A 22,851-nucleotide genomic window follows, 5' to 3' on the forward strand; every position below is an offset into this window, starting at 1 on the left:
TTCTTCTTCGCTCCCGGCCCTCTAATCTAGAAATGAGGAAAGGGGTAACAATGGCAGGCATTCCCACATTGGAACTACTGGACGGCGGCCACATTCCCGCGATTGGACTGGGCACTTCAAAACACAAGGGTGTGGAAGGCGCGGCGCTTTTTGCCCGCGCGATCGAGGATGGCTACCGACTGATTGACACGGCCGCGCAGTACGGCAATGAGCTCAGCGTGGGTCAAGGTGTCAAAGACTCCGGGGTTGAGCGCGGGCAACTATTCATCACTACAAAGATTGCGGGCGGAGACCAAGGCGCGAGTGCCACCACGCACGGCCTGGAAGGATCACTGCGCAGGCTGGGCGTTGATTACGTTGATCTGACGCTAATTCATTGGCCGAACCCGTCGCGCGGCCTCTACTTGGAGACGTGGGAGGAACTTATCGAGCTACGTGAGCGCGGCCTAACTAAGCACATCGGAGTTTCAAACTTCTTGCCCCACCAGATAGAAGAATTGAAGGCGCAAACGGGCGTGCTTCCCGTGTTGAACCAGATTCAGTTAAGCCCCATAATTGCCCGCAAAGACCTCCGCGATTTCCACGCCGGTAGGGCAATTGTGACCGAGGCGTGGCGTCCCCTGGGTCCGATGGAAAACCTGCTGGGGCAGGTTGTAGTTGAGAATATAGCGAGCGAGGTTGGAAAGTCTGGCGCGCAGGTAGTGCTTCGCTGGGCAGTACAAAACGGAATCTTGCCCATCCCAGTTTCGTCAAAACCGCAACGCAATGCTGAGAACTTGCAGGTGTTCGATTTTGCGCTGACCGCCAATCAGATGCGCGCTTTGGACCTATTGGATACCGGGAACCGGTTTGTGTGGGATCCGATGAGCCACGAGGAGTGGTAGAAGTTTCCAACCAATGTAGGTGAGCGCAACAAGTAGCATCACCGCCACTATTACGATCGCTCCCGGGCCGCTGACTTGTGCGCCCGGGAGCTTTGCAAACCAGGAGGTGATCACAATAATCGCCTGCGCGCACCAACCGGCGAGAATAGCCACAAAGCCGGCGTGTCCCATTTGTGCAAGGACGGCCGTCGCGAGTGAGAGCAGAGTTGCCGGAGCCACAAAAGGTGCGAGCGCTACGTTGGTGAATACTGCAAAGAGTGCAACGTTTCCGTTTAGACATAGGAGTGCGGGGCTGGTAACTATCGTGGCCGCGAGCGGAACGGAGGTAGCATTCCACACTCTTTGAGCCAGGCGACGCGATTTAGACCGGCCTGGTGGAGGCTTTTTTCGTACTCCTGCCGTGACGATGAGTACGCCCAGCGTGGAGAGGGTGGACAGTAAGAATCCCACGGAAAGCGCGAGCCACGGGTTCAAAATAATCCATGTGAGCACCACTAGTGCCAAAGAGTTGAAGGGTTGTCCTCTTCGTCCGATTACGGCGCCCCACGTTGGTATTGCCGCCATTGACACGGCTCTAATTATCGACTCAGTGGGGCCAACTATCACGATCAGGCCGCCCACTATGGCACTTACCGCCGCGATCTTGATGCGTCCTCTGCCAGGTAGTAGAGCATTGATTGTGCCTATCAGAATACTGAGGTGCAGCCCCGAAATAGCGGTTAGGTGACTCGTTCCCGTTTTTACCATGGCTTCGCGCACCTGTGGTGGTAGCTCGGAGTAGTCGCCAATACTCATTCCGGCAACGAGGCCACGCCACGCGGGTGGGAAGGGAGCGAGCGCCGCGTTCAGATTATTGCGAAACGAGGCGGGCCAGCCACTGGCCTCGCGTATTTCCATACTGGTCGACTTAAATACGCCGAGCATGGGAGGGGTAAGACCTGGCCGTAGTCGGCCCGAGAGTATGACCTGATCCCCCGTGTGGGCCGCGATCCGACCGCCCGCAACAAGTAGCTTGCCACCTGGAACCGCAAGGTGGGTGACCCAGCGGTCTTTAGCCACTTCGCGACTGGGACGCTCCACGGATGTGACGATGGTGCATCTGATTTTGCACGCTTCTTTAATGTCGTGGTGTGCAAACATGTGCGCGTGAGTGGCCGCAGAAATGATCGATATTGCAAGGATGAGGAAGAGCAGAGCCGCGGCGGATTTAAACGAACCCGGGTCCTGACGAGAATGGGCTGGGTGCCGTGGCTTCTGTGCGACTCCGAGCAAGACGAGAGCGACACTGAACGCCAGGGCTACGAGGATTGCAATGCCCGCACTACCCGATGAGGAAGTGGCCTGTAGCATGAGCGCGGTAGCGAGCCACGCAACGATGGCGGCCGGCACTAAACGCAGGTCAATCGGCGCACGATCCAGCTGTTCATCTAGCGGGGTTTGCGCTACTGGCACAACTGATCCTTAAAACCCGCAAACGTTTTGGGGCCGATCCCGGAAACCGCGCGAACGTCCTCGGGCTTGGTGATGCCATTTTCGCTGCGGTAAGCGATGATACATTCGGCCAGTGCAGCGCCCACCCCGGGCAGGCGTTGCAGAGTTTGACTATCGGCCACCGCCAGATCTATACAGCCACCCGCTCCCGCACCGTCCGACCCACCTCCCCCTGTTGCCTCTGCACCAACTATGCGCGGCATGCCAGATCCGCCACCCTTTTCTAGTTCTTCATTTGTGAGGACGTGGATGTGCTGGCCATCTGACACGAGTTGCGCAAGGTTTACCGACGCCAACGCGGCGTTAGCGGACATGCCTCCGGCAGCCTCGACGGCGTCCGCTCCGCGCGCGCCGGCGCGCAGCTGGACAACCGACGGTTTGTTCACCGCTCCAGTGACCTGCACAAAAATTGCCGTCTCACCGCTCGGACGAGGCCCCAATTCTGCCTCGCTCGGCTGCGTCACGCGCGAGTCCACTCCCTCAGCTTCGATGCGTTCACGCAGCTGGCGAGTACCGTCCTCTAAAATCGCATCCTGCGCTGGCGCAGACGCACTTAACCGCAAGATCGAAAATGCAGTGACCGCAACGAGGGCCACGGCCAGCGCCACCATTGCAAAAGGAGATGGCAATAACCTGAGTGCGGGCGGCCTAGCCTGTTTAGCGCTTCTACTAACCGCACTGTCAAAGGCGCGTTGACGCAAACGCGCCACTGAACTTGTTCGCTTCATGAGGCAAGTGTGACGCGAAAAATACGCGCTCTCTTTTGCCACTAGCGCGGGCGTGGATAACTGTGGGCACGTTAGGCTTGTGGATAGGAAAGGAACGCTATGAAAATCGGTTTTATTGGCGCTGGCAACATGGTTCGTGCGATTGTGCGCGGCGCAGTAGCTGCGGGTCTTGAGGCAAACGAAATCTACCTGACGGATAAATCTGGAAAGTCCGCTCCTGCACTAGCAGGCGAAGTTGGAGCCCACGCCCTGGCAGACAACCGCGAACTAGCGCAAACCGCAGACATAATCGTGCTGGGCGTAAAACCACACGCCGTTGCGGATGTGCTAAAAGAGATCACGCCCGAAATCAGCGATGGCACCAAGCTGGTTATCTCGCTCGCGGCCGGCAAGAACCTCGCGTCCTTGCAGCAGGCAACCGAAAGCAACGTGCCGATTGTGCGCGTCATGCCAAACGTGAATGCCGCCATCGGCGAATCCATGACCGGTATTGCGCGCGGAAGCGCTGCCTCCTCAAAGCACGTGGAGATGACTAAGAAGATCATGGTGTCCGTTGGCCGTTGCCTTGTAATAGATGAAGCACACTTCCCTATTTTCTCTGCTCTTGCCGGGTGCTCACCCGCGTGGATGTATCAAATCGTGGACGACTTCGCGCGCGCCGGTGTCAACCACGGCCTCACAAAACAGCAGGCGGTTGCGATCGTCGCCCAGGCAATGCTTGGCTCCGCGCAAATGATTCTTGACGAGGCCGCAGCTGACGGCGCTACGCCTGCAAACTTGATAGACCGGGTAACGTCTCCGGGAGGAACCACAATCGCCGGCCTGCTGGCCGCGCAACAAAGTGGATTGTCTACAGTACTGGGCCTTGCAGTGGATGCAGCTGTTGCCCGTGATGGTGAGCTCGGCTAAGTTTGCGCCCACCCCACCACAAATCATGTACGATTTTGCCTAACGGTACCGATTACGCGCTCAAATCGCAGGCACCGGACAACAGTAAAGACTCAAGGAGGCGTCATGCTGGATCAGACAGTCCACCAATCCATCGCAGAAGAGCTCGTAAAAGCCAAAGAAACGCGCACCCCAATCCCCCTGCTCACTGCTCGCTACCCAGAGATGACAGTGGAGGACTCCTACGCCATCCAACGCCTTTGGAGAGCCGAGAAAGAGGCGGCCGGACGCGTACTAAAGGGCCGTAAAATCGGCCTCACTTCCAAAGCGATGCAGGACGCCACCGGCATTGATGAGCCCGACTACGGCCTCATTTTTGACGACATGATCTTCGAAACTGGATCCGTCTTTGAGTGGGACGAATACACGCATCCGCGCATCGAGGTTGAGCTTGCCTTCGCGCTTGGTAAAGACGTCAAAGGCCCTGGTGCCACGATCTTTGACGTTCTTGACGCCACCGATTGGGTAGTGCCCGCCCTCGAAATCCTTGATTCACGCATTGAAATGAAGGGCCGCACGATCGTCGACACGATCAGCGACAATGCGGCCATGGGCGCAATGGTCATCGGCGGCCGCCCCGTGCGCGTAGACGAAGTGGACCTACGCTGGGTCAGTGCTGCCCTGTACCGCAATCAGGAAATCGAAGAGACGGGCGTGGCTGCGGGCGTACTCAACCACCCGGCCGCAGGCGTACACTGGCTAGCGAACAAGATCGCCCCGCACAAGGAATACCTGGGTGCTGGAGAAATCATCCTCGCCGGATCATTCACTCGGCCCATGTGGGTCTACAAGGGCGACTCGGTGCTCGCAGACTACGGACCATTAGGGACAATCACATGCCAATTCAACTAGACCCACCCCGCACCCTCATCCAACATATCGACGAGGCCGGCCGCGCCCTCATCGGCATTTGGGCTTGCGCGGCCTCACCGATCACCGCAGAAATCTGCGCCTCGTGCGGGCTCGACTACGTCCTCATCGACGCTGAACACTCCCCCAACGATCTAACCAGTCTGTTGCATCAGTTGCACGCCACCGCCGCATATCCGGCGTCCACAATCGTGCGCGTACCGATCAACGACGAGCGCCTAATCAAGCAATACCTGGATCTCGGCGTGCGCAACCTGCTGGTCCCCATGATCGACAATGTGCAGGAGGCCCAGCTTGCTGCTTCCCGCGTTAACTACCCCGACACGGGCGTGCGCGGTGTTGGCGCTGCCCTTGCGCGGGCATCCATGTGGAACCGGATTCCGAATTACCTGGAACGGGCGCGCGAAACGATCACTCTTATCTGCCAAATCGAATCCACCCAGGCGGTAGAAGACGTGGAGAATATCCTGGCTGTTGACGGCGTAGATGCGATCTTCGTTGGGCCCGCAGACCTTGCGGCGGACCTGGGCATCATCGGACAGGCCGGCGACGAGGCAGTCAAGTCGCGCGTCATCCACTGCATCAAGGCCGCCAAGGCCGCAGGTAAGCCGGTTGGCACCAACGCCTTTGACCCGACAATCGCCCGCGAATACATAGAGGCTGGCGCCGACTTTGTTCTCGTCGGAGCAGACGTCACCATCCTCGCGCGCGGTAGCGAAGCCCTTGTCGAGAAGTTCCTTGGCGCGAACACTTAGACGAACCCGCGATTCCTCTTCAACCAAAGAAAAGGTTAGCGATCAGTGATCCTGGCGCGTTTGGCGAGCGGTCTCGTCCAGCTCCTGAACGCGCCAGTAGTCTTGATGCACCTCAAACTGATCAAGTACGTCGTGGATTAGTGCCTCCGTGGAGTAGCCCATAACGTCGTAATCTTGTTCACCCTGCGGCAGGTGCACTTCGAGCCTGGTGGACATGTGGTTCGCATTAGCCATTTGCCCGCCATACACAGTAGTTGGCGCATCAACTGCCAAAATTCGGTAAACGAATTGTTCTTGCCCCACTCCCGCAACAAACTTGAGGCGGTCGTGAATAAAGATCGACTCATCGAGATCCCCCACCACCTCATCACCACCGCGAATAACCTCAGCCTGATACCCCTGCGAGGCAAGTTCCGCGGCAATAAGGCTAAGAGCAGGCTCAGCAACACGGTCCAAATATCTCTTCGCCTGGGCGGGCGAGACCTGCTCGAAGGTGCGCGCCAGGCGGTCACGCCAAGACGGGTTCACCAACTCCGCACCGGCACCCGTTATCGTGTTGCGCAATGAGCGTTCGCGCGACCGAACACTGCGATCGTCCTCCCGCAGCGCCTTCATCAGGCCGAACATCACCAGAACCATTACCACGCTGAACGGCAGCCCCATCACGATTGTGGCGTTTTGGAGGGCAGGAATACCGCCCACAAGGAGCATTCCGATAGTGAGTACGCCAGTGACACCGGCCCAAAACACGCGTAGCCATCCGGCCGCATCATCGTGAACCGACGGGAGGAACGAAGACAGGTTTGCCATAACCAGGGCACCCGAGTCCGCTGATGTGACGAAGAAGAGCAGGCCCACGAACGTCGCCACCGCCACGAGCAACATCGGTAGCGGATATTGCTGCAGTAGCGTGTAGAAGCCATATTCGGGGATTTCAACCGTCTTTTGTGCATATTCCAGGTTGCCACCGGTGCGGATGTAATCCAGTGCAGCATTACCGAAGATCGAGATCCACATGAGCACGTACAGGAACGGGATGGTCATTGTTCCGGCCACAAATTGACGGATGGTGCGCCCCCGCGAGATTCGAGCCAAGAACATTCCCACAAACGACGCCCAGGCAACCCACCACGCCCAAAAGAACAGCGTCCAGGCGGCTTTCCACGCGGAGGCGTCTGAGTAGGCGAAAGTTTCCAGGCTCATCGCTGGAAAGCGGGTGATGAAGTCCCCCACGTTCATAATGATTGCGTTGAGCAAAAAGTCGGTGCGCCCCGTGATCAGTACCCAACCGGACAGCGCTACAGCTAAAACCACATTCAGTTGAGAGAGGAAACGGATCCCCTTATTAATTCCCGAGGTTGCTGAAATCGTGGCCACCAGCACCGCTAGCACCACCAGCCCAATCTGTGCGGGTAAACCTTGTCCGATGCCGAAGAGGATTTCAAGGCCGACATTTAGTTGCACCACACCAATACCAAGGGTGGTTGCGATACCGAATATTGTGCCCAGCACGGCCGCCCCATCAACCACGTGGCCAAGGGGTCCATTCAGGCGGTCTTTGAAGATTGGAGACAGTGCTGAGCGCACGGCCAGAGGCAAGCCGCGGCGGTACGCGAAGTATCCCAGCGCAATGCCCATGAGGGCATACATGGCCCATCCGGTAATGCCGTAGTGGAAAAGTGTCCACACGGTTGCCTGCCTTGCTGCTTCTATCGTTTGGCCTTCACCAACGGGAGGGTTCATGTACTGCGCAACAGGTTCTGCAACCGCGAAAAACATGATGTCGGTACCAATACCAGCTGCAAAAAGCATCGAGGCCCATGCGAAGGCGGAGAACTCGGGTTTCGCGTTGGGCGGGCCGAGTTTCACTTTGCCAAATCGAGAAATAGCCAATCCAATTACGAACACCACCATGACGGTTGCCATGAGAATGTAGAAAGGCCCGAACCACGTAGCGATCCGATCGACCACAACGGTCAATACGCTGCCCGCTGTAGCTGGCGAGATTACTGCCCACAGTGCGATCGCGATGATGCTAATTGCTGAGCCAGCAAATACCGGCCAGTTAACCGGGATTCGCTCCGTCTTGGTACTCACGTGCTCTCTCCAATTTGGTTTTCCTATTTGCGCCATCAGCGCCTTTGCGAATTGTGACATGTTTTATGCCGCCTTGCATTTTTCGGGCCGCCGAAATATTGTATTTACATGACCGAAAGAAAAGAAAAGATGGCGGCGAAACTAGCTGCCCTTGGCGCCGTTGTAGCGCTCTCCATTCCGTTGTCCGCATGCTCCCCAGAGGCACCCGAAGACTCAAAACCGCAGGTTCTGACCACATTCACAGTGATTGCAGACATGGCTCAAAACGTCGCGGGCGAGCGTCTAGAAGTCAACTCCATCACCAAACCCGATGCGGAGATCCACGAGTACCAGCCAACCCCGGAAGACATCAAACGAGCTGAGAACGCGGACCTGATCTTGAATAACGGCCTCGACCTCGAACGCTGGTTTGAGAAGTTTGTAGCCAACACCGACGCACAAACCGCAGTGCTTTCCGAAGGCATCACTCCGATCCCGATTTCCGAGGGGGACTATGCGGGCCACCCCAATCCACACGCATGGATGTCGCCTGCAGCTGGCGTGAAATATGTGGAGAATATCGTGAAAGCATTCAGCAAACTCGATCCTGAGGGTGCCGACTACTACGAAAAGAACGGCAAGGAATACGCCGCCAAGATCGAGGCGGTAGGTAAGCAGATGGAAGAAGAACTGCAAACCCTGGAGCCCGACCAGCGCGCACTGGTAACTTGCGAGGGAGCGTTCAGCTACCTTGCCCGGGACGCAGGTCTGCAAGAGAAGTACCTGTGGGCCGTAAATGCTGAGGGGGCGCTCACCCCCGCTCGCGTGGCTGATGTTGAGAATTTTGTTAGGACCAACAAAATCCCGTCCGTATTTTGCGAGTCCACGGTTGGCGACAAGATGAAGCCAATCGTGCAGGCTACCGGCACTGAGTACGGGGGTACTCTTTACGTTGACTCACTAACCGGCCCGGACGGGGACGTGCCCACCTACCTCGACCTACTACGCTACGATGCCGAGCTAATCACGAAGGGACTCAGCAAGTGACAATGACAGCAATGCAGGTGGAACAAAGCACGCCTTCGGCCGAGCCGGGCGCTGCCCTCACCATCCGCGATTTGCATGTCTCATACGGTAAGGTTCACGCCCTCACCGGCGTGGATCTTGCCGTAAGGCAGGGCACGATCATGGCGGTTGTAGGCATGAACGGTTCGGGCAAATCCACCCTCTTCAACTCAATCATGGGGCTCGTACCCACCAAATCCGGCGAAATCCGCGTATGCGGAACCAGTAGTTACGACGCGCGCCGCGCCGGCCTCATCGGCTACGTGCCCCAAAATGACGGTATCGACAAGGACTTTCCGATTACCGTTGCCGAAGTTGTAATGATGGGCCGTTACGGAAAAATGAACTGGCGTAGAAAAGCGCGCCCATCCGACGTAAAGGCCGTTGCGGACGCGCTCGAAATTGTGGGGCTTACCGACCTAGCCGAGCGCCCCATTGGAGCACTTTCCGGCGGGCAACGCAAGCGTGCGTTCGTGGCGCGAGCGGTGGCGCAGGGCGCGCGCGTCATCCTCCTTGACGAGCCCTTTGCTGGCGTTGACTACACTAGCGAAGCCCTCATAACCGACCTGCTTAAGCAGTTGGCCGGGGCGGACACCACCCTACTGATTTCCACTCACGACCTCGCCTCGATCCACAAATTCGCTGACGAGGTAGCTCTGCTTAACCGAAAGATTTACACCGTAGACACTCCCGAGCGCGCCCTCGTGGAAGAAAATCTGATTCACGTATTTAGCGAGATCAAATGAGCATTAGCACCTGGCTGTGGCTGACTTTTGGCGAAATGTGGACGCACCCGTTCATGGTTCGCGGATTCGCGGTGACACTTCTGGCCGCTATGGTTTGCGCATTGATGTCTTGCTGGCTGGTCCTGGTGGGCTGGTCTCTGATGGGCGACGCACTCTCCCACGCCGTGGTTCCTGGCATCGTCGTTGCTTACATCATCGGTATTCCATTCTCGCTGGGCGCCTTCCTTGCCGCACTTGCGTGCGTTGGCCTAATTGGCGCTTTGAAACACACATCAAAGATCAAAGAAGACACGGCTATGGGCGTTGTTTTCACCACTATGCTGGCGTTGGGGCTAACGCTGATATCCGTATTCCCCAGCCACATAGACTTACAACACATCATGTTTGGCGACCTGCTTGGCATCACAAATGAGGACATGTTGCAGGTGCTGATTCTAGCGCCCCTGGCCGGCATCACCGTGTGGCTGAAGCGCCGTGACCTAACTCTATTCGCGTTCGATCCGGCGCACGCATCCACAATCGGCCTGTCCACCAAGCGACTTTCCGCTCTCTTGCTTTCTTGCCTTGCCATCACGGTTGTGGTTGCTATGCAGGCGGTAGGCATGATCTTAATCGTGGCATTGCTGATCATTCCGGGCGCTACCGCATTCTTGCTAACCAACAATTTCCGCACCCAACTGTGGGTATCGCCCCTCGTTTCGGCGGCGTGCGTGACCGTGGGAATTTACCTTTCCTACTGGTTCAATATGGCGTCGGGCGCAACCGTTGTAACCGTGTCCGGCCTGGTATTCGCAATGGTGTACGCCTGGTCCACGCTGCGTGCCAAGGCCTCGCTACGCGAAGAAACCAATTCAACGCCCGAGGCCGTCGCCGCGTAGTTTCACGCAGGACGAGCTCCCGGTAGCCTTTAGATCCGCCACACCGGTTGTGCCAGGGCGTAGCGATCATAAAAGAGCCTCGCGCTAGCACTGAGGGCAAGCGAAAACTAGATACGCACATTGAGGGCGCCCGCAACGTAGCGGACGCCCTCGTTACTAGCTTAACGGCCAGCTATCTAGCTAGGCGCGCGGGGTGCCAAGGTAAATCGTTTCGAGGTACTCCTCGATTCCCTCAACACCGCCCTCACGACCAAGTCCGGAGGCTTTCACTCCCCCGAAGGGCGCAGCCGCATTCGAGATCGTGCCAGAGTTTACGCCAATCATTCCCACCTCAAGCTCTTCACCCAGGCGGATGATGCGTTGCATGTCGCGAGTGTAAACGTAGCCGGCCAGTCCGTACTGGGACCTGTTGGCCAGTTCCAGCACCTCCTCCTCGCTCGCAAACGAATAGACGGGTGCAACCGGGCCGAACACCTCTTCTTCGAGCAGCGGGTTGTCGGCCCCCTCCACCGTGAGAACTGTGGGCGGGAAGAAGAATCCGGGCTGATCCAAGCGCTTGCCCCCAACCTCAATTTTCGCGCCGGCGGCAACGGAGCGTTCCACGAGCTCCTCGACCGACGCCAACTGCCTTGCCGACACGATCGGCCCCACATCCACACCATCTTCCATACCGTTACCAACCACCATTTTGCTCATTCCGGCGGCAAACTTTTCGGTGAACTCTTGGGCCACCGACTCGTGTACGTAGAAGCGCGAAGCCGCGTTGCAGGCCTCCCCCATGTTGCGCATCTTTGTGGCAAGTGCGGCCTCTACAGCCAGGTCAAGGTCAGCATCTTCGAACACGATGAAGGGAGCCAGGCCACCCAGCTCCATAGAGGTTCGCAGAACGTTTTGCGCAGCTTCGCGAAGCAGTGCCCGTCCAACTTGGGTGGAGCCGGTGAATGACAGCTTACGCAGGCGCGGATCGCTAATCATCGGGCCGGTCATCGCCGGCGTAGACGAGGTTGGAACAATGTTTACCACGCCCTTAGGCACACCTACCTCCTCCAGCACGCGCACAAACAGGAGCGAGGTCAGTGGCGTAGCCTCTGCCGGTTTCAAGATCGTGGTGCACCCTGCGGCAAGTGCCGGCGCCACCTTGCGAGTGGCCATCGCGAGCGGGAAGTTCCACGGCGTCACCAGTAGGCACGGGCCCACCGGGCGCTTTATCGTGACAACTTGAATGTTACCCTCCGGCGTTGGGTAGTAGTTGCCCATAGTGCGCGTAGCACCCTCGGCGAACCAACGAAGGAACTCCGCACCGTAGGTGACCTCGCCATACGCCTGATCAAGCGGCTTGCCCATTTCTGCCGTCATGACGGAAGCGAAGTCATCTTTCAATTCGGTTACGCGGTCAAACGCATCCCACAAAATCTGAGCGCGCTTTCGCGAAGGGGTGCGCGCCCATTCCCGTTGGGCTGCAACCGCAGCGTCGAGCGCCGCCATGCCATCTTCAGGAGTTGCAGAAGCCACGTCGGCAAGCTTTTCTTCAGTAGCCGGGTTAATAACGGTGAAAGTCTGGCCACTGGAAGAGTCTTTCCACTGCCCATTTACGTACAGTTGGGTTGGGATTCTTCCAATCACTTCGTTGACCTTAATATTCGCCACGGGTAGCTCCTTTGCTCTTGTTTCCCCACTTTGGAATTTGTGAGCCGAGTGGGTAACGCCCTGTTTTACGGCTTGGTTTTCAGCGAACTGAAACCAACATTAAAATCATATACGGTTTTGTGTAGAGTTCCGACTATTTGTCAAAATCTCTCAAAATCAGAAAAGCTATTGACGTACATCACATCTTGGCGTACTGTTTCGCGTAGATCATATACGATATCGTAAGCGCTGACTGAAAGGGGCAACGAGGCCCCTAGTGGACAGCCGCTGGAAAGCAGTAAGAAGGTTTCATTTCATGGACATTATTACTCAAACACTTGGAAAGCGACCGGGAAAGATTTTTGCCGTCCACCTTTCCTACAAGTCACGCGCCGACCAGCGTGGTCGAACCCCAAAACACCCCTCCTATTTCTTCAAAGCACCGTCCTCGCTTACCGGTTCAGACGTCGTTGTGCGTCCGGAAGGCACTGAACTTCTTGGTTTTGAGGGTGAGGTTGCGGCTGTGATCGGTAAAGAAGCCCGCAACGTAAGCGTTGAGGACGCCTGGAGCCACGTCGGTTGGATCACCGCCTCCAATGACCTTGGCCTGCATGACATGCGTTATGCAGACAAGGGCTCCAACGTGCGTTCCAAGTCCGGCGACGGATACACACCGGTTGGGCCCACCCTGCTCGATGCACGCGAGCTGAGCGAAGACCGCATCGGGGTACGCACGTGGCTAGATGGCCAACTGGTGTCGGATGATTCCACCTCCGGCATGCTTTTCTCTATCTCCACGATGGTTGCTGACCTTTCGCGCCTCCTTACCCTAGAAGAGGGCGATGTTATCCTCACTGGCGTTCCAGCTGGCGCATCTGTTGCCGAGCCCGGCCAGGTGATCGAAGTTGAAGTGTTTGACCTGGACCGCCCCGAAGTAACCACCGGCAAGCTCCGCACCGAAGTGAAGTCTGGCCCTGCGCTGGCCGCTGTGGGCAACCCACCCAAGGTTGATGACAAGCAGCGCTCTGATGCGTGGGGCTACCCCGTTGGCGAAGAAGCTGAGAAGGTCGCACAGACCGCGCCTTTGGACTCGCAGCTTCGCGCCCGCCTCGAAAATGTTGCGGTAGCTACCCTTTCGGTACAGCTGCGCTCGCGCGGCTTCAACGAGGTCTCATTCGACGGCGTTGCGCCACTAAGGCCCGGCATGAAAATCGTTGGCACCGCCCGCACGTTGCGCTACCTGCCCTACCGCAAGGACCTATTCGACAAGATGGGCGGCGGCTTCAACCATCAGAAGCAGGCAATCGACTCGGTGGGCGAAGGCGAAGTACTGGTCATGGAGGCACGCCGCGACAACACTGCGGGCACGCTTGGCGACATCCTCGCCCTGCGCGCCAAGATGCGCGGAGCAGCCGGTGTTATCACCGACGGCTCGGTACGAGACGCGGCAGCCGTAGCAGACGTTGGCATTCCCGTGTTCTGCGGCGGACAGCACCCGGCTGTCCTCGGACGCCGTCACGTCCCCTACGAGCACGACGTGACCATCTCGTGCGGCGGCGCAACCGTCATGGTTGGCGACGTGATCGTTGCAGATGACGACGGCGCGATAGTGATTCCCCGCCCCCTAGTAGAAGAGGTTGTTGCGGCGGCGGAAGACCAAGAACGCCGCGAAACGTTCATCGCCGAGATGGTTGCCGAGGGCGCCAGTGTTGATGGCCTCTACCCCATCAAGAAACCCGAATGGAAGACGCGCTACGAGCAATGGCTACGGGAAAACCCGCTCCCCTCCTCGCTTCGCGGGTCAAACTAACCGCTCACGTTCAAAGGAGAAATATGACGAAGCGTCCAGCAAACCTACCCGAGCGCATTCAGCACTACATTGATGGCCAAAACGTCGACTCTGTGAGCGGCGAAACCTTCGACGTAATCGAACCCACCACCAACGAGGCCTACATCAAGTGCGCGTCTGGCGACAAGGCAGACGTGGACCTCGCTGCGGCAGCGGCCCGCAAGGCGTTCGATGAGGGAGAATGGCCGCGCATGCTACCGCGCCAGCGCGCCCAGGTGCTCTACCGCATTGCCGATGAGGTTTCCAAGCTGAACGAAGAGCTCGGCGCTATCGAGTCATTCGACTCCGGCCTCCCCATCCGCCAAGCAAAGGGTCAGGCCAACCGAGCGGCAGAGAACTTCCGCTTCTTTGCCGACCTGATCGTTGCCCAGCATGACAACGCATTCAAGATGCCGGGCCGCCAGATCAACTATGTGAACCGTAAGCCCAAAGGCGTTGCCGGCCTCATTACGCCATGGAACACGCCGTTCATGCAGGAGTCGTGGAAGCTCGCCCCGGCATTAGCCTCCGGTTGTACCGTCATCTTGAAACCCGCTGAGTTTACCCCAACCTCAGCTTCGCTCTGGCCCGGAATCTTTGAGCGCGCCGGCCTTCCCAAGGGCGTTTGCAATATTGTGCATGGCTTTGGGGGAACCGCTGGCGACTCCCTGGTGAAGCACCCCGATGTAAACCTCATTTCGTTTACCGGCGAGGTTGGCACCGGCAAGATCATTTACGGCAACTGTGCACCCAATATGAAGTCCATGTCCATGGAGCTGGGTGGTAAGTCTCCCGCCGTAATCTTTGCAGATGCAGATTTCGAGGCCGCCCTCGACTCGACGCTATTTGGCGTTTACTCGCTGAACGGTGAGCGCTGCACCGCTTCGTCACGAATCCTCGTTGAGCGCCCGATTTACGACAAGTTCGTGGAGGCTTACGCGCAGCGCGCCAAGAAGGTTGTTGTGGGCGACCCGGCAGATCCGACCACCGAGATCGGCGCACTGGTACACCCCGAGCACTACGACAAGGTCATGAGCTACATCGAGATCGGCAAGAGCGAAGCCCGCCTGATTGCCGGTGGTAAGCGTCCCGAGGGCCTCGACAAAGGCAACTACGTTGAGGCAACCGCGTTTGCGGACGTTCCACGTGACGCCCGTATCTTCCAGGAGGAGATTTTTGGCCCCGTCGTTGCGATCACGCCATTCGACACGGAAGAAGAAGCCTTGGAGCTCGCCAACGGCGTGGAATATGGCCTCGCCGCATACGTTTGGACCAAGGACGTGACCCGCGCGCACAACTTCGCGCACGGCATTGAATCTGGCATGGTCTGGATTAACTCGCACAATGTTCGTGACCTGCGCACCCCATTTGGTGGCGTAAAGTCTTCCGGCCTCGGCCAGGAAGGCGGCTATCGTTCGCTGGACTTCTACTCGGATCAGCAGGCCATTCACCTCACCCTCGGTGACGTGCACACCACCCGATTTGGCGCAACGGGATACGCCGACAACGACCTCGGTCTAGGCGGCCCCAGCGCATAGTAGCCTGCTTTGCCGGTCTTCAAGCCGGGGCCGGCAAAGCATATTTCAATGGTGAAACCCCTAACCACCCCGTAGCCAAAGGAGTCTAACATGTCTCAAATCAAGCCGATTGAACTGCCGGATCTGCCCGCACCCGATATCTTGCGGTGTGCGTACATGGAGCTGATCGTCACCGACCTCGCAAAATCACGCGAGTTCTACGTTGACGCTCTTGGTCTTGTAGTCACGTACGAAGATAACGAAGTCATTTACCTGCGTAGTTTCGAGGAGTTCATCCACCACAACCTCATGCTTCGCAAGGGCGATGAGGCCGCAGTTCGCGTGTTCTCGTACCGCGTGCGCACGCCGGAAGACCTTGACAAGGCCGTCGCCTTCTACGAGGCACTTGGTTGCGATGTCCGCCGCGAAAAAGAAGGCTTTGTGAAGGGTATCGGAGACTCAGTGCGCGTGCTTGACCCACTGGGCTTCCCCTACGAGTTCTTCTACGAAACCGAGCATCAGAGGCGCATGTGCTGGGATTACGACAAGCAGGGTGCTGGTGCCCTGGTACGCCTCGATCACTTCAACCAGGTTTTCCCCGATGTTGAAGCGGGCGCGAAGTACCTAGAGCACGGACTCGGTTTCAAACGCACCGAAGATATTGAGGATGAGGACGGCGTCACTTACGCAGCCTGGTTTGCCCGCAAGCAGACGGTTCATGACACCGCCCTAACCGGTGGCAAGGGTCCGCGCATGCACCACGTTGCTTTTTCTACCCACGAAAAGCACAACATCCTCTACATTTGCGACAAGCTCGGCGCACTGCGCATGTCGGACCACATTGAGCGCGGCCCTGGCCGCCACGGCGTGTCCAACGCGTTCTACCTCTACCTGCGCGACCCCGATGGTCACCGCGTGGAGATCTACACGCAGGACTACTACACGGGCGACCCGGACAATCCGCTAGTCACGTGGGATGTGCACGACAACCAGCGCCGCGACTGGTGGGGCCACCAGGTTGTCCCCTCCTGGTACACGGATGCTTCCCGCGTTGTTGATCTGGATGGCAACCTCGTTCCTCTCATCGAACGCGAAGCTCCAAAGGAGATGGACGTGACGATTGGAGCCGACGGCTTCTCCTACACCCGCAAGGGCGACACGGAAAAGGGCTTCAAGGTAGGCGAACAGTTGTAATTCCTTAAATATTTTGCCGGCCCAAAACGCTTGTGTTTTGGGCCGGCAAAACAATTATCTTATTTTTTATACATTCTTTAGATAAGATAAACGAAATAGGACGTTTAGAACACTACCGCTCTTGACGCCTCGTGAATTTTAGAAAGCAGGCACGATGACGGAACATGCTGGAGGATCCATTTCAAAGTCCGAGAAGGTGTATCGGACTTTACGCCAAGGAATCCTCTCCGGCCGATATTCGGCTGGTTATCGTCTAGTCCTTGACCGTATCGCGCGCGAGGTTGGAGTTTCAGCGGTTCCGGTTCGGGAAGCTGTTCGCCGTCTTGAAGCTGAAGGGCTCGTGGAGTTCCAGCGCAATGTTGGCGCAATCGTTACCGGCGTGGACAAGAAGGACTACGCGGTCACGATGGAGACAATGGCGGTTATGGAAGGCTACGCCACCGCACTGTCTATCCCCTATCTGACAGAAGAAGATCTTAAAGAAGCCCACGAGCTGAATGAGCAGATGCGCGAACTACTAGCCGGCTCGTTTGACCCGCGAAAGTTCACCACTCTTAACAATCGTTTCCACCGAGTGTTGACGCAGCGTTGCCCCAACCACAGACTTTTTGACTTACTTGAGCGCGAATGGGATCGGATAACGATCATTCGCCGATCTGCTTTCGCGTTTGATCCAAAGTACTCGACGCGATCCGTGAACGAGCACGATGAGATCTTGAAGTTGATTGAAGAGGGTTCGCCTTCCGTTGACGTGGAACTTTTGGTTCGCGAACACAAGATGCGCACCATGCGCAAGTACATCGCAACGGACCACAAACCCGCCTACTAGATAACACGAGAGCTTTTAAATGGGTGACCGCTATTCGCTCACCTGTTTTAATTTCGGCCACCCACTTAAGAATCGCAACCGCGCGTAGATGATTTTACACAATCGCTCGTTTAGCTGATTTCCCTTGCGTTTTCGAAGGCGCGCGAAGCACAGATGCACATTTTTTCGCGGTTTAGAGCATATTTCCGAGAGCAAAACGTTGCGCAATTGCCTCAGCTAATTACACTATAAATCGTATACGACGTCGTATATGTTCTTGTTTTGATAGTTGCATCGCCGCACGAATCAAGACAACCCGGCCCGCTTACCGAAGCCCCCATCTGTTCCTTGCCCCAGACAGGAGACAATCGTGGCAGATAATCACCTCATTCTTAGCCCCAAAAAGAAGGAAGACCGCAAGGTTGCGGTAGCAACACTTGTAGGCACCACGGTTGAGTGGTACGACTTCTTCATCTACTCCAACGCTGTTGCTCTAATCTTCGGCCCACTGTTTTTCGATCCGCTTGCCCAAGATAACGCGTTCTTGGGACAGATCATTGGCTTTGCAACCGTTGGCATCAGCTTCTTCTTCCGCCCCCTGGGCGCGTTGGTAGCCGGCACACTAGGTGACAAGATCGGCCGCAAATCAATGATGGTCGCAACTTTGATCCTAATGGGTCTTGCAACCGTGCTGATCGGCCTGCTTCCCACTTACCAAACGATCGGCATTTGGGCCCCCATCCTGCTGGTGCTGCTGCGCATTGTGCAGGGATTCTCCGCCGGCGGCGAGTGGGGCGGAGCCGCCCTCATGGCCGTGGAGCACGCACCGGCAGACAAACGCGGCTGGTACGGGGGCTTCCCTCAGGTTGGCGTGCCACTAGGTATGCTTACCGCTACGGGCGTACTCGCAATCGTGCACAACATTTCCGGTGATGCCTTCAACACATGGGGCTGGCGAGTACCGTTCCTGTTCTCGATCGTAATGATCGCCATCGGCATGTTCATTCGCCTTGGCGTTGCCGAATCCCCCATTTTCGAAGAGGTTTCAAAGGATGCGGATCAGCTCCGCCTCCCAATCGTGCAGATGTTTAAGTACAACGGCAAGCAGCTGGTACAGGGCGCCTTAGCCTTCATGGGTAACGGCGTTGTTGGCTACATGATTACCGGCGGTTTCATCCTTGCCTACACCTCCGGCCCTAACGGTATGGGTCTTGACGGCAACAAGATGCTCCACATCATCACACTTGCGTCTGCATCTTGGATCGTCACCACTTTGTTCGCCGCGTGGATCTCAGACCGGATCGGCCGTGTTCGCACCTTCCAGATCGGCTTTGTTCTGAATCTGATCTGGGTATTTCCCCTCTTCATGCTGATCAATACCGGTGAGTGGTCCAACATTATGTTGGCCATCTTGCCGCTAACGATCGGCCTGGGACTCACCTACGGCCCACAGTCCGCTATGTTTGCCGAGATCTTCCCAGCACGTGTGCGCTACTCCGGCGCCGGCCTTGCTTACGCGATTGGAGCGATTCTTGGTGGCGCGTTCTCCCCGCTCATCTCCACCTTCCTCTACGGCAAGTTCGGCACCTCTACCGCGATTTCGACCTACCTATTCACCTTCACCGCCATCGGTTTGATCGCCGTATCTACCATCAAGGACCGCACGGGCCTGCCACTCGGCAAGGATGCTAACGACATCCCCGGCAATGCGGAGCTTGAGGCTGCAGTTGCCGCGCAGAAGGTCACAGGCACGCCAGCAACGTTTGAGCACGGCGCTGGATACTAAGCCGTAAAACGCGTGGCCCCTCGGTGTACTCCGCAGAGGGGCCACGCGTATCTAGGGCCTCCCCTTACACAAACACCTGGTAGATTTATATACGATTCTTTTTACTTAGCCGGTTTTATATGCGCCCGCCGGCGCAGACCGCGACATCACAGGTGGGGAGCTCATCCATGGCGGCACGCTCAGACATTACGCAAACATTGTCTCGCGGTATCTCGATCCTCGAAGTGCTTGCACAATCCCCCACGCCCCCAACCACCACCGACCTGGCCGACTTCTTAGACGTGCCGCGCACCAACGTGAACCGACTACTAAATACCTTGCTGGCGCATGACCTCATTTCTGGATCTTCAAAGGGCTGGAGAATTGGGGCTGGTATTCACAAGCTGGCAGATACCAAGTCACAGGTGGTGGATGAGACACCGGACGTACTAAAACGCATCGCAAATCGCCTCGATATGACAGCGTTCCTCGTTCACGCCCGCAACGAAATGTGCGTCACCTTGGCGTGCGCAGAGATTCCTCGCGAAGGCGCCACGCTTGTGCAGCGCCCCGGAACCGTCCACTCTTTGCAGGTTGGGGCACCGGGCATCGCCCTGCTCGTCTCAATGGGAGACCGTATGGGATCCGCAGGGCTGAAAGAACTTGCCGGGTCAAAGTTTGAGGAAGTGAAACGCGCCCGCAGGCGCGGATGGGCGTACTCCAAAGATGAGGTGATTCCCGGTCTCACCTCCGTTGCCGTCCCCGTGCGAGGCACCTACATGGAGCCCACAGCCCTTGCCATCGTCACTCTCACCGAACCAAACATTGACGAGGTTGTGGCTGTGCTGAGCGAAGAAATACAATCGCTGTGACGTGATACCTCCCACCTAAAACGACACGAATAGCGCCTGTGAATTTCGTAGCTGATAGCATGAGCGATAGCCTTAAAACAGACGCTTAAGCCTGTCTATTTATCGTATTCACCAGGAGACTAAAGCATGTCACCAACTACGCAAGATGCCGGACACAACAAGCTGCCAGCACCGGTTGTTCCGGAACGCGTGAGCGCTGACGGCCTCGAAGAAAAATGGATGACCAAGTGGGATGAACGTGACGTTTACGCGTTCGATCGCGATACCACCCGTAAAGAGGTTTACTCGATTGATACTCCCCCGCCCACGGTTTCGGGGTCATTGCACGTAGGTCACGTGTTCTCCTACACCCACACCGATACGATTGCGCGCTATCAGCGTATGCGCGGCAAGAACGTGTTTTACCCAATGGGTTGGGATGACAACGGTCTGCCCACTGAGCGTCGCGTACAGAACTATTACGGGGTTCGTTGCGATCCTTCACTCCCCTATGACCCGGATTTTAAGCCGCCATTTGAGGGCAATGCGAAATCGGTGAAAAACCGCGACCAGGTACCTATCTCGCGAAAGAACTTCATTGAGCTGTGCCTGAAACTCACGGCACAGGACGAGAAGGGTTTTGAACAGCTGTGGCGCCGGCTTGGCCTTTCCGTTGACTGGGAGCACAATTACCAAACTATTGGCGAGCGCGCGCAGCGCGTTGCGCAGGCTGGATTCTTGCGCAACCTTGCGCGTGGAGAAGCATACCAGGCGGAAGCTCCGGGACTATGGGACGTGACGTTCCAGACCGCTGTGGCACAGGCCGAGTTGGAGGCGCGCGAGTACCCCGGATTCTTCCACTCGTTCGCATTCCACGGTAAGGATGGCAACGTAGTTATTGAGACCACCCGTCCCGAGCTTCTGCCCGCATGTGTTGCGCTGATCGCACACCCTGATGATGAGCGTTACGCCGGCCTGTTTGGCACTACCGTGAAGTCCCCCGGCTTCAACGTTGAAGTTCCCGTTCTGCCCCACCCAATGGCTGAAATGGACAAAGGTTCGGGTATCGCAATGTGCTGTACGTTCGGCGACCTCGTGGACGTGCAGTGGTGGCGTGAGCTAGACCTGCCAATGCGTTCGATTCTGGAAAAGGACGGACGCATTCAAGTTGGTGTTCCCGAGTGGATCGTGGACGAGGATGGCGCACAGCTGTTCCGCGAAATTGAGGGCAAAACTACCTTCTCAGCGCGGGAGGTAATTGTGAAGCATCTTGCGGATACGGGCGAGATGATCGGCAATCCCGAACCAACCATGCGTAACACTAACTTCTTCGAAAAGGGTGACAAACCGCTTGAGATCGTAACGTCCAGACAGTGGTACATCCGTAATGGTGGCAAGGATTTCACCCGCCCTGGCGCTAAAGCGAACTTGAATACCGAACTACTTGAGCGGGGCGAAGAGCTTGCCTTCCACCCCGATTTCATGCGCGTGCGCTACGACAACTGGGTGCAGGGCCTCAATTCTGACTGGCTGATTTCGCGCCAACGCTTCTTTGGCGTGCCGCTGCCGATTTGGTACCGCATTGACAAGGACGGACACGTACACTACGACGACGTACTGGTTCCAAATGAAGCTCGTTTGCCGATTGATCCCACGATTGACGTGCCCGAAGGCTACGAGGAAAGCCACCGGAACCAGCCGGGCGGTTTCGCCGCTGAAGTAGACATCATGGACACGTGGGCAACTTCATCACTCAGCCCCCAGGTTGCTGGCGGCTGGCTTTTTGACGATGAGTTGTTCGAGCAGGTATACCCGATGGATCTGCGCCCGCAGGGACAGGACATCATTCGTACTTGGCTGTTTTCCACCCTGCTTCGCGCACATCTTGAGTTCGATGGCTTGCCGTGGAAGCACGCCGCGATTTCGGGCTGGATTCTTGACCCGGATCGCAAGAAGATGTCCAAGTCTAAGGGCAACGTAGTCACACCCATGGGACTGTTGGATAAGCACGGCTCAGATGCGGTGCGCTACTGGGCAGCATCGGCTCGCCTTGGCACCGACGCAGCGTTTGACGAGGGACAAATGAAGATTGGCCGTCGCCTTGCCATCAAACTCTTGAATGCTTCGAAGTTTGCGCTGACGATGGGCCAGGGCGCGGATCTTGATCTGCACCCGCTGAACGTGACAGAAAACCTGGATCGCGCAGTGTTAGCGCAGCTATACGAGGTTGTAAAGACTGCTACCGAGGCGATGGAAAAGTACGATCACACGCGTGCACTGGAAGTCACTGAGAAGTTCTTCTGGACATTCTGCGACGACTACTTGGAGCTCGTGAAAGAACGCGCATACAACCGTGATGGTAAGTGGACGCCGAGTCAGGCGATGTCTGCCCGCTCTGCCCTCGCTATCACTGTTGATACGGTTGTACGCCTATTCGCTCCGTTCCTGCCGTTCGCAGCCGAAGAGGTCTGGTCTTGGTACCGTCCCGGTTCCGTCCACAACGCGCAGTGGCCAAGCCCGCTCGACCTGCAAAACGTTGATGGCAACCCGAGCATTTTGGAAGCCACCTCGGAGGCCCTAGTTAAGCTTCGCCGTGTGAAATCCGAGAACAAGGTTTCGCCGCGCACCCCGTTCTTGCATGCAACTCTTGAGGTTCCAGCCGGAATGGTTGATTTGCTTGAACTGACGCGCGAGGATCTGTCACTCGTGACCCACATTGAAGGTAAGTTTGTTATTCGCCCGTCAGCAGAAGACGAGGTTGCGGTGGTCGATTACGAGCTTGGGGAACCCCCTGCTCGCAAACCGCGAAACTAAGGTGATC

18 protein-coding genes are annotated in these 22,851 nt (G+C 57.1%); 14 read left to right on the forward strand and 4 right to left on the reverse strand.

Annotated features, from left to right (window positions below; all coding sequences use genetic code 11):
- Nucleotides 1-50: 50 nt before the first annotated feature.
- Nucleotides 51-884 (forward strand): aldo/keto reductase, encoded by an 834-nt coding sequence (locus HMPREF9238_RS01960; protein WP_016443761.1) that lies wholly within the window; start codon nucleotides 51-53, stop codon nucleotides 882-884.
- On the opposite strand, the gene HMPREF9238_RS01965 is transcribed toward HMPREF9238_RS01960, so the two are convergent.
- Together HMPREF9238_RS01965 and HMPREF9238_RS01970 are read right to left on the reverse strand one after the other, a co-directional pair.
- Complete coding sequence (locus HMPREF9238_RS01965) at nucleotides 828-2,336, reverse strand: ComEC/Rec2 family competence protein (RefSeq protein ID WP_016443762.1); 1,509 nt, start codon at nucleotides 2,334-2,336, stop codon at nucleotides 828-830. The two genes, HMPREF9238_RS01960 and HMPREF9238_RS01965, sit on opposite strands and share 57 nt — an antisense overlap.
- On the reverse strand, nucleotides 2,327-3,004 hold the full coding sequence (locus HMPREF9238_RS01970; RefSeq protein WP_198009454.1) for a ComEA family DNA-binding protein: 678 nt from the start codon (nucleotides 3,002-3,004) through the stop codon (nucleotides 2,327-2,329). The genes HMPREF9238_RS01965 and HMPREF9238_RS01970 overlap by 10 nt, the downstream gene beginning before the upstream one ends.
- Nucleotides 3,005-3,202: 198 nt before the next feature.
- Here HMPREF9238_RS01970 and proC point away from each other — a divergent pair, with 198 nt between their 5' ends.
- From proC to HMPREF9238_RS01985, 3 genes are all read left to right on the forward strand, one after another.
- The gene (proC, locus tag HMPREF9238_RS01975; RefSeq protein WP_016443764.1) at nucleotides 3,203-4,012 is read left to right on the forward strand and encodes a pyrroline-5-carboxylate reductase; all 810 of its coding nucleotides are present in this window, start codon (nucleotides 3,203-3,205) and stop codon (nucleotides 4,010-4,012) included.
- Nucleotides 4,013-4,117: 105 nt separating this feature from the next.
- Complete coding sequence (gene hpaH, locus HMPREF9238_RS01980; RefSeq protein WP_016443765.1) at nucleotides 4,118-4,903, forward strand: 2-oxo-hept-4-ene-1,7-dioate hydratase; 786 nt, start codon at nucleotides 4,118-4,120, stop codon at nucleotides 4,901-4,903.
- Nucleotides 4,888-5,676: an HpcH/HpaI aldolase family protein gene (locus HMPREF9238_RS01985; protein ID WP_016443766.1), complete on the forward strand. Its 789-nt coding sequence runs from the start codon at nucleotides 4,888-4,890 to the stop codon at nucleotides 5,674-5,676. The genes hpaH and HMPREF9238_RS01985 overlap by 16 nt, the downstream gene beginning before the upstream one ends.
- 42 nt (nucleotides 5,677-5,718) lie before the next feature.
- Here HMPREF9238_RS01985 and betT read toward each other — a convergent pair whose 3' ends face one another.
- Nucleotides 5,719-7,773: a choline BCCT transporter BetT gene (gene betT, locus HMPREF9238_RS01990; RefSeq protein ID WP_040316619.1), complete on the reverse strand. Its 2,055-nt coding sequence runs from the start codon at nucleotides 7,771-7,773 to the stop codon at nucleotides 5,719-5,721.
- A 108-nt stretch (nucleotides 7,774-7,881) separates the two neighbouring features.
- On the opposite strand from betT, the gene HMPREF9238_RS01995 reads away from it, so the two are divergent.
- From HMPREF9238_RS01995 to HMPREF9238_RS02005, 3 genes are read left to right on the forward strand one after another with little or no spacing between them, the layout of a single operon-like run.
- Nucleotides 7,882-8,799, forward strand: coding sequence for a metal ABC transporter substrate-binding protein (locus HMPREF9238_RS01995; RefSeq protein WP_016443768.1), 918 nt, complete (start codon nucleotides 7,882-7,884; stop codon nucleotides 8,797-8,799).
- Between the two features lie 2 nt (nucleotides 8,800-8,801).
- Complete coding sequence (locus tag HMPREF9238_RS02000; protein WP_016443769.1) at nucleotides 8,802-9,563, forward strand: metal ABC transporter ATP-binding protein; 762 nt, start codon at nucleotides 8,802-8,804, stop codon at nucleotides 9,561-9,563.
- Complete coding sequence (locus tag HMPREF9238_RS02005) at nucleotides 9,560-10,441, forward strand: metal ABC transporter permease (protein WP_016443770.1); 882 nt, start codon at nucleotides 9,560-9,562, stop codon at nucleotides 10,439-10,441. The genes HMPREF9238_RS02000 and HMPREF9238_RS02005 overlap by 4 nt, the downstream gene beginning before the upstream one ends.
- A gap of 180 nt (nucleotides 10,442-10,621) precedes the next feature.
- Here HMPREF9238_RS02005 and HMPREF9238_RS02010 read toward each other — a convergent pair whose 3' ends face one another.
- Entirely contained in the window at nucleotides 10,622-12,088 is a 1,467-nt protein-coding gene (locus HMPREF9238_RS02010) for an NAD-dependent succinate-semialdehyde dehydrogenase (protein WP_016443771.1), read from the reverse strand.
- Nucleotides 12,089-12,383: 295 nt separating this feature from the next.
- Between HMPREF9238_RS02010 and HMPREF9238_RS02015 the strand changes: the two genes are divergently transcribed.
- The 7 genes from HMPREF9238_RS02015 to valS all read left to right on the forward strand — a co-directional run bounded on the left by HMPREF9238_RS02015 (nucleotide 12,384) and on the right by valS (nucleotide 22,844).
- Nucleotides 12,384-13,877 carry a fumarylacetoacetate hydrolase family protein gene (locus HMPREF9238_RS02015; protein ID WP_016443772.1) on the forward strand — a complete coding sequence of 498 codons (1,494 nt, stop codon included), beginning with the start codon at nucleotides 12,384-12,386 and terminating at the stop codon, nucleotides 13,875-13,877.
- Nucleotides 13,808-15,433, forward strand: coding sequence for an aldehyde dehydrogenase (locus tag HMPREF9238_RS02020; RefSeq protein ID WP_232217585.1), 1,626 nt, complete (start codon nucleotides 13,808-13,810; stop codon nucleotides 15,431-15,433). Before HMPREF9238_RS02015 ends, HMPREF9238_RS02020 begins: the two co-directional genes overlap by 70 nt.
- Nucleotides 15,434-15,523: 90 nt before the next feature.
- Nucleotides 15,524-16,606, forward strand: coding sequence for a 3,4-dihydroxyphenylacetate 2,3-dioxygenase (hpaD, locus tag HMPREF9238_RS02025; RefSeq protein ID WP_016443774.1), 1,083 nt, complete (start codon nucleotides 15,524-15,526; stop codon nucleotides 16,604-16,606).
- Between the two features lie 154 nt (nucleotides 16,607-16,760).
- Entirely contained in the window at nucleotides 16,761-17,435 is a 675-nt protein-coding gene (locus tag HMPREF9238_RS02030) for a GntR family transcriptional regulator (RefSeq protein WP_016443775.1), read from the forward strand.
- 349 nt (nucleotides 17,436-17,784) lie between these two features.
- Nucleotides 17,785-19,200: an MFS transporter gene (locus HMPREF9238_RS02035; protein ID WP_016443776.1), complete on the forward strand. Its 1,416-nt coding sequence runs from the start codon at nucleotides 17,785-17,787 to the stop codon at nucleotides 19,198-19,200.
- Between the two features lie 167 nt (nucleotides 19,201-19,367).
- Nucleotides 19,368-20,051: an IclR family transcriptional regulator gene (locus HMPREF9238_RS02040; protein WP_016443777.1), complete on the forward strand. Its 684-nt coding sequence runs from the start codon at nucleotides 19,368-19,370 to the stop codon at nucleotides 20,049-20,051.
- Nucleotides 20,052-20,177: 126 nt separating this feature from the next.
- On the forward strand, nucleotides 20,178-22,844 hold the full coding sequence (gene valS / locus HMPREF9238_RS02045; protein ID WP_016443778.1) for a valine--tRNA ligase: 2,667 nt from the start codon (nucleotides 20,178-20,180) through the stop codon (nucleotides 22,842-22,844).
- Nucleotides 22,845-22,851 lie beyond the last annotated feature (7 nt).

The sequence above is a fragment of the Gleimia europaea ACS-120-V-Col10b genome (genome assembly GCF_000411155.1).
Taxonomy (GTDB): Bacteria; Actinomycetota; Actinomycetes; order Actinomycetales; family Actinomycetaceae; genus Gleimia; species Gleimia europaea_B.

Coding starts and splice junctions, on each gene's coding strand:
- HMPREF9238_RS01960 (WP_016443761.1), top strand. CDS start 51: ATGGCAGGCATTCCCACATTGGAACTACTGGACGGCGGCCACATTCCC.
- proC (WP_016443764.1), top strand. CDS start 3,203: ATGAAAATCGGTTTTATTGGCGCTGGCAACATGGTTCGTGCGATTGTG.
- hpaH (WP_016443765.1), top strand. CDS start 4,118: ATGCTGGATCAGACAGTCCACCAATCCATCGCAGAAGAGCTCGTAAAA.
- HMPREF9238_RS01985 (WP_016443766.1), top strand. CDS start 4,888: ATGCCAATTCAACTAGACCCACCCCGCACCCTCATCCAACATATCGAC.
- HMPREF9238_RS01995 (WP_016443768.1), top strand. CDS start 7,882: ATGACCGAAAGAAAAGAAAAGATGGCGGCGAAACTAGCTGCCCTTGGC.
- HMPREF9238_RS02000 (WP_016443769.1), top strand. CDS start 8,802: ATGACAGCAATGCAGGTGGAACAAAGCACGCCTTCGGCCGAGCCGGGC.
- HMPREF9238_RS02005 (WP_016443770.1), top strand. CDS start 9,560: ATGAGCATTAGCACCTGGCTGTGGCTGACTTTTGGCGAAATGTGGACG.
- HMPREF9238_RS02015 (WP_016443772.1), top strand. CDS start 12,384: ATGGACATTATTACTCAAACACTTGGAAAGCGACCGGGAAAGATTTTT.
- HMPREF9238_RS02020 (WP_232217585.1), top strand. CDS start 13,808: ATGGAAGACGCGCTACGAGCAATGGCTACGGGAAAACCCGCTCCCCTC.
- hpaD (WP_016443774.1), top strand. CDS start 15,524: ATGTCTCAAATCAAGCCGATTGAACTGCCGGATCTGCCCGCACCCGAT.
- HMPREF9238_RS02030 (WP_016443775.1), top strand. CDS start 16,761: ATGACGGAACATGCTGGAGGATCCATTTCAAAGTCCGAGAAGGTGTAT.
- HMPREF9238_RS02040 (WP_016443777.1), top strand. CDS start 19,368: ATGGCGGCACGCTCAGACATTACGCAAACATTGTCTCGCGGTATCTCG.
- valS (WP_016443778.1), top strand. CDS start 20,178: ATGTCACCAACTACGCAAGATGCCGGACACAACAAGCTGCCAGCACCG.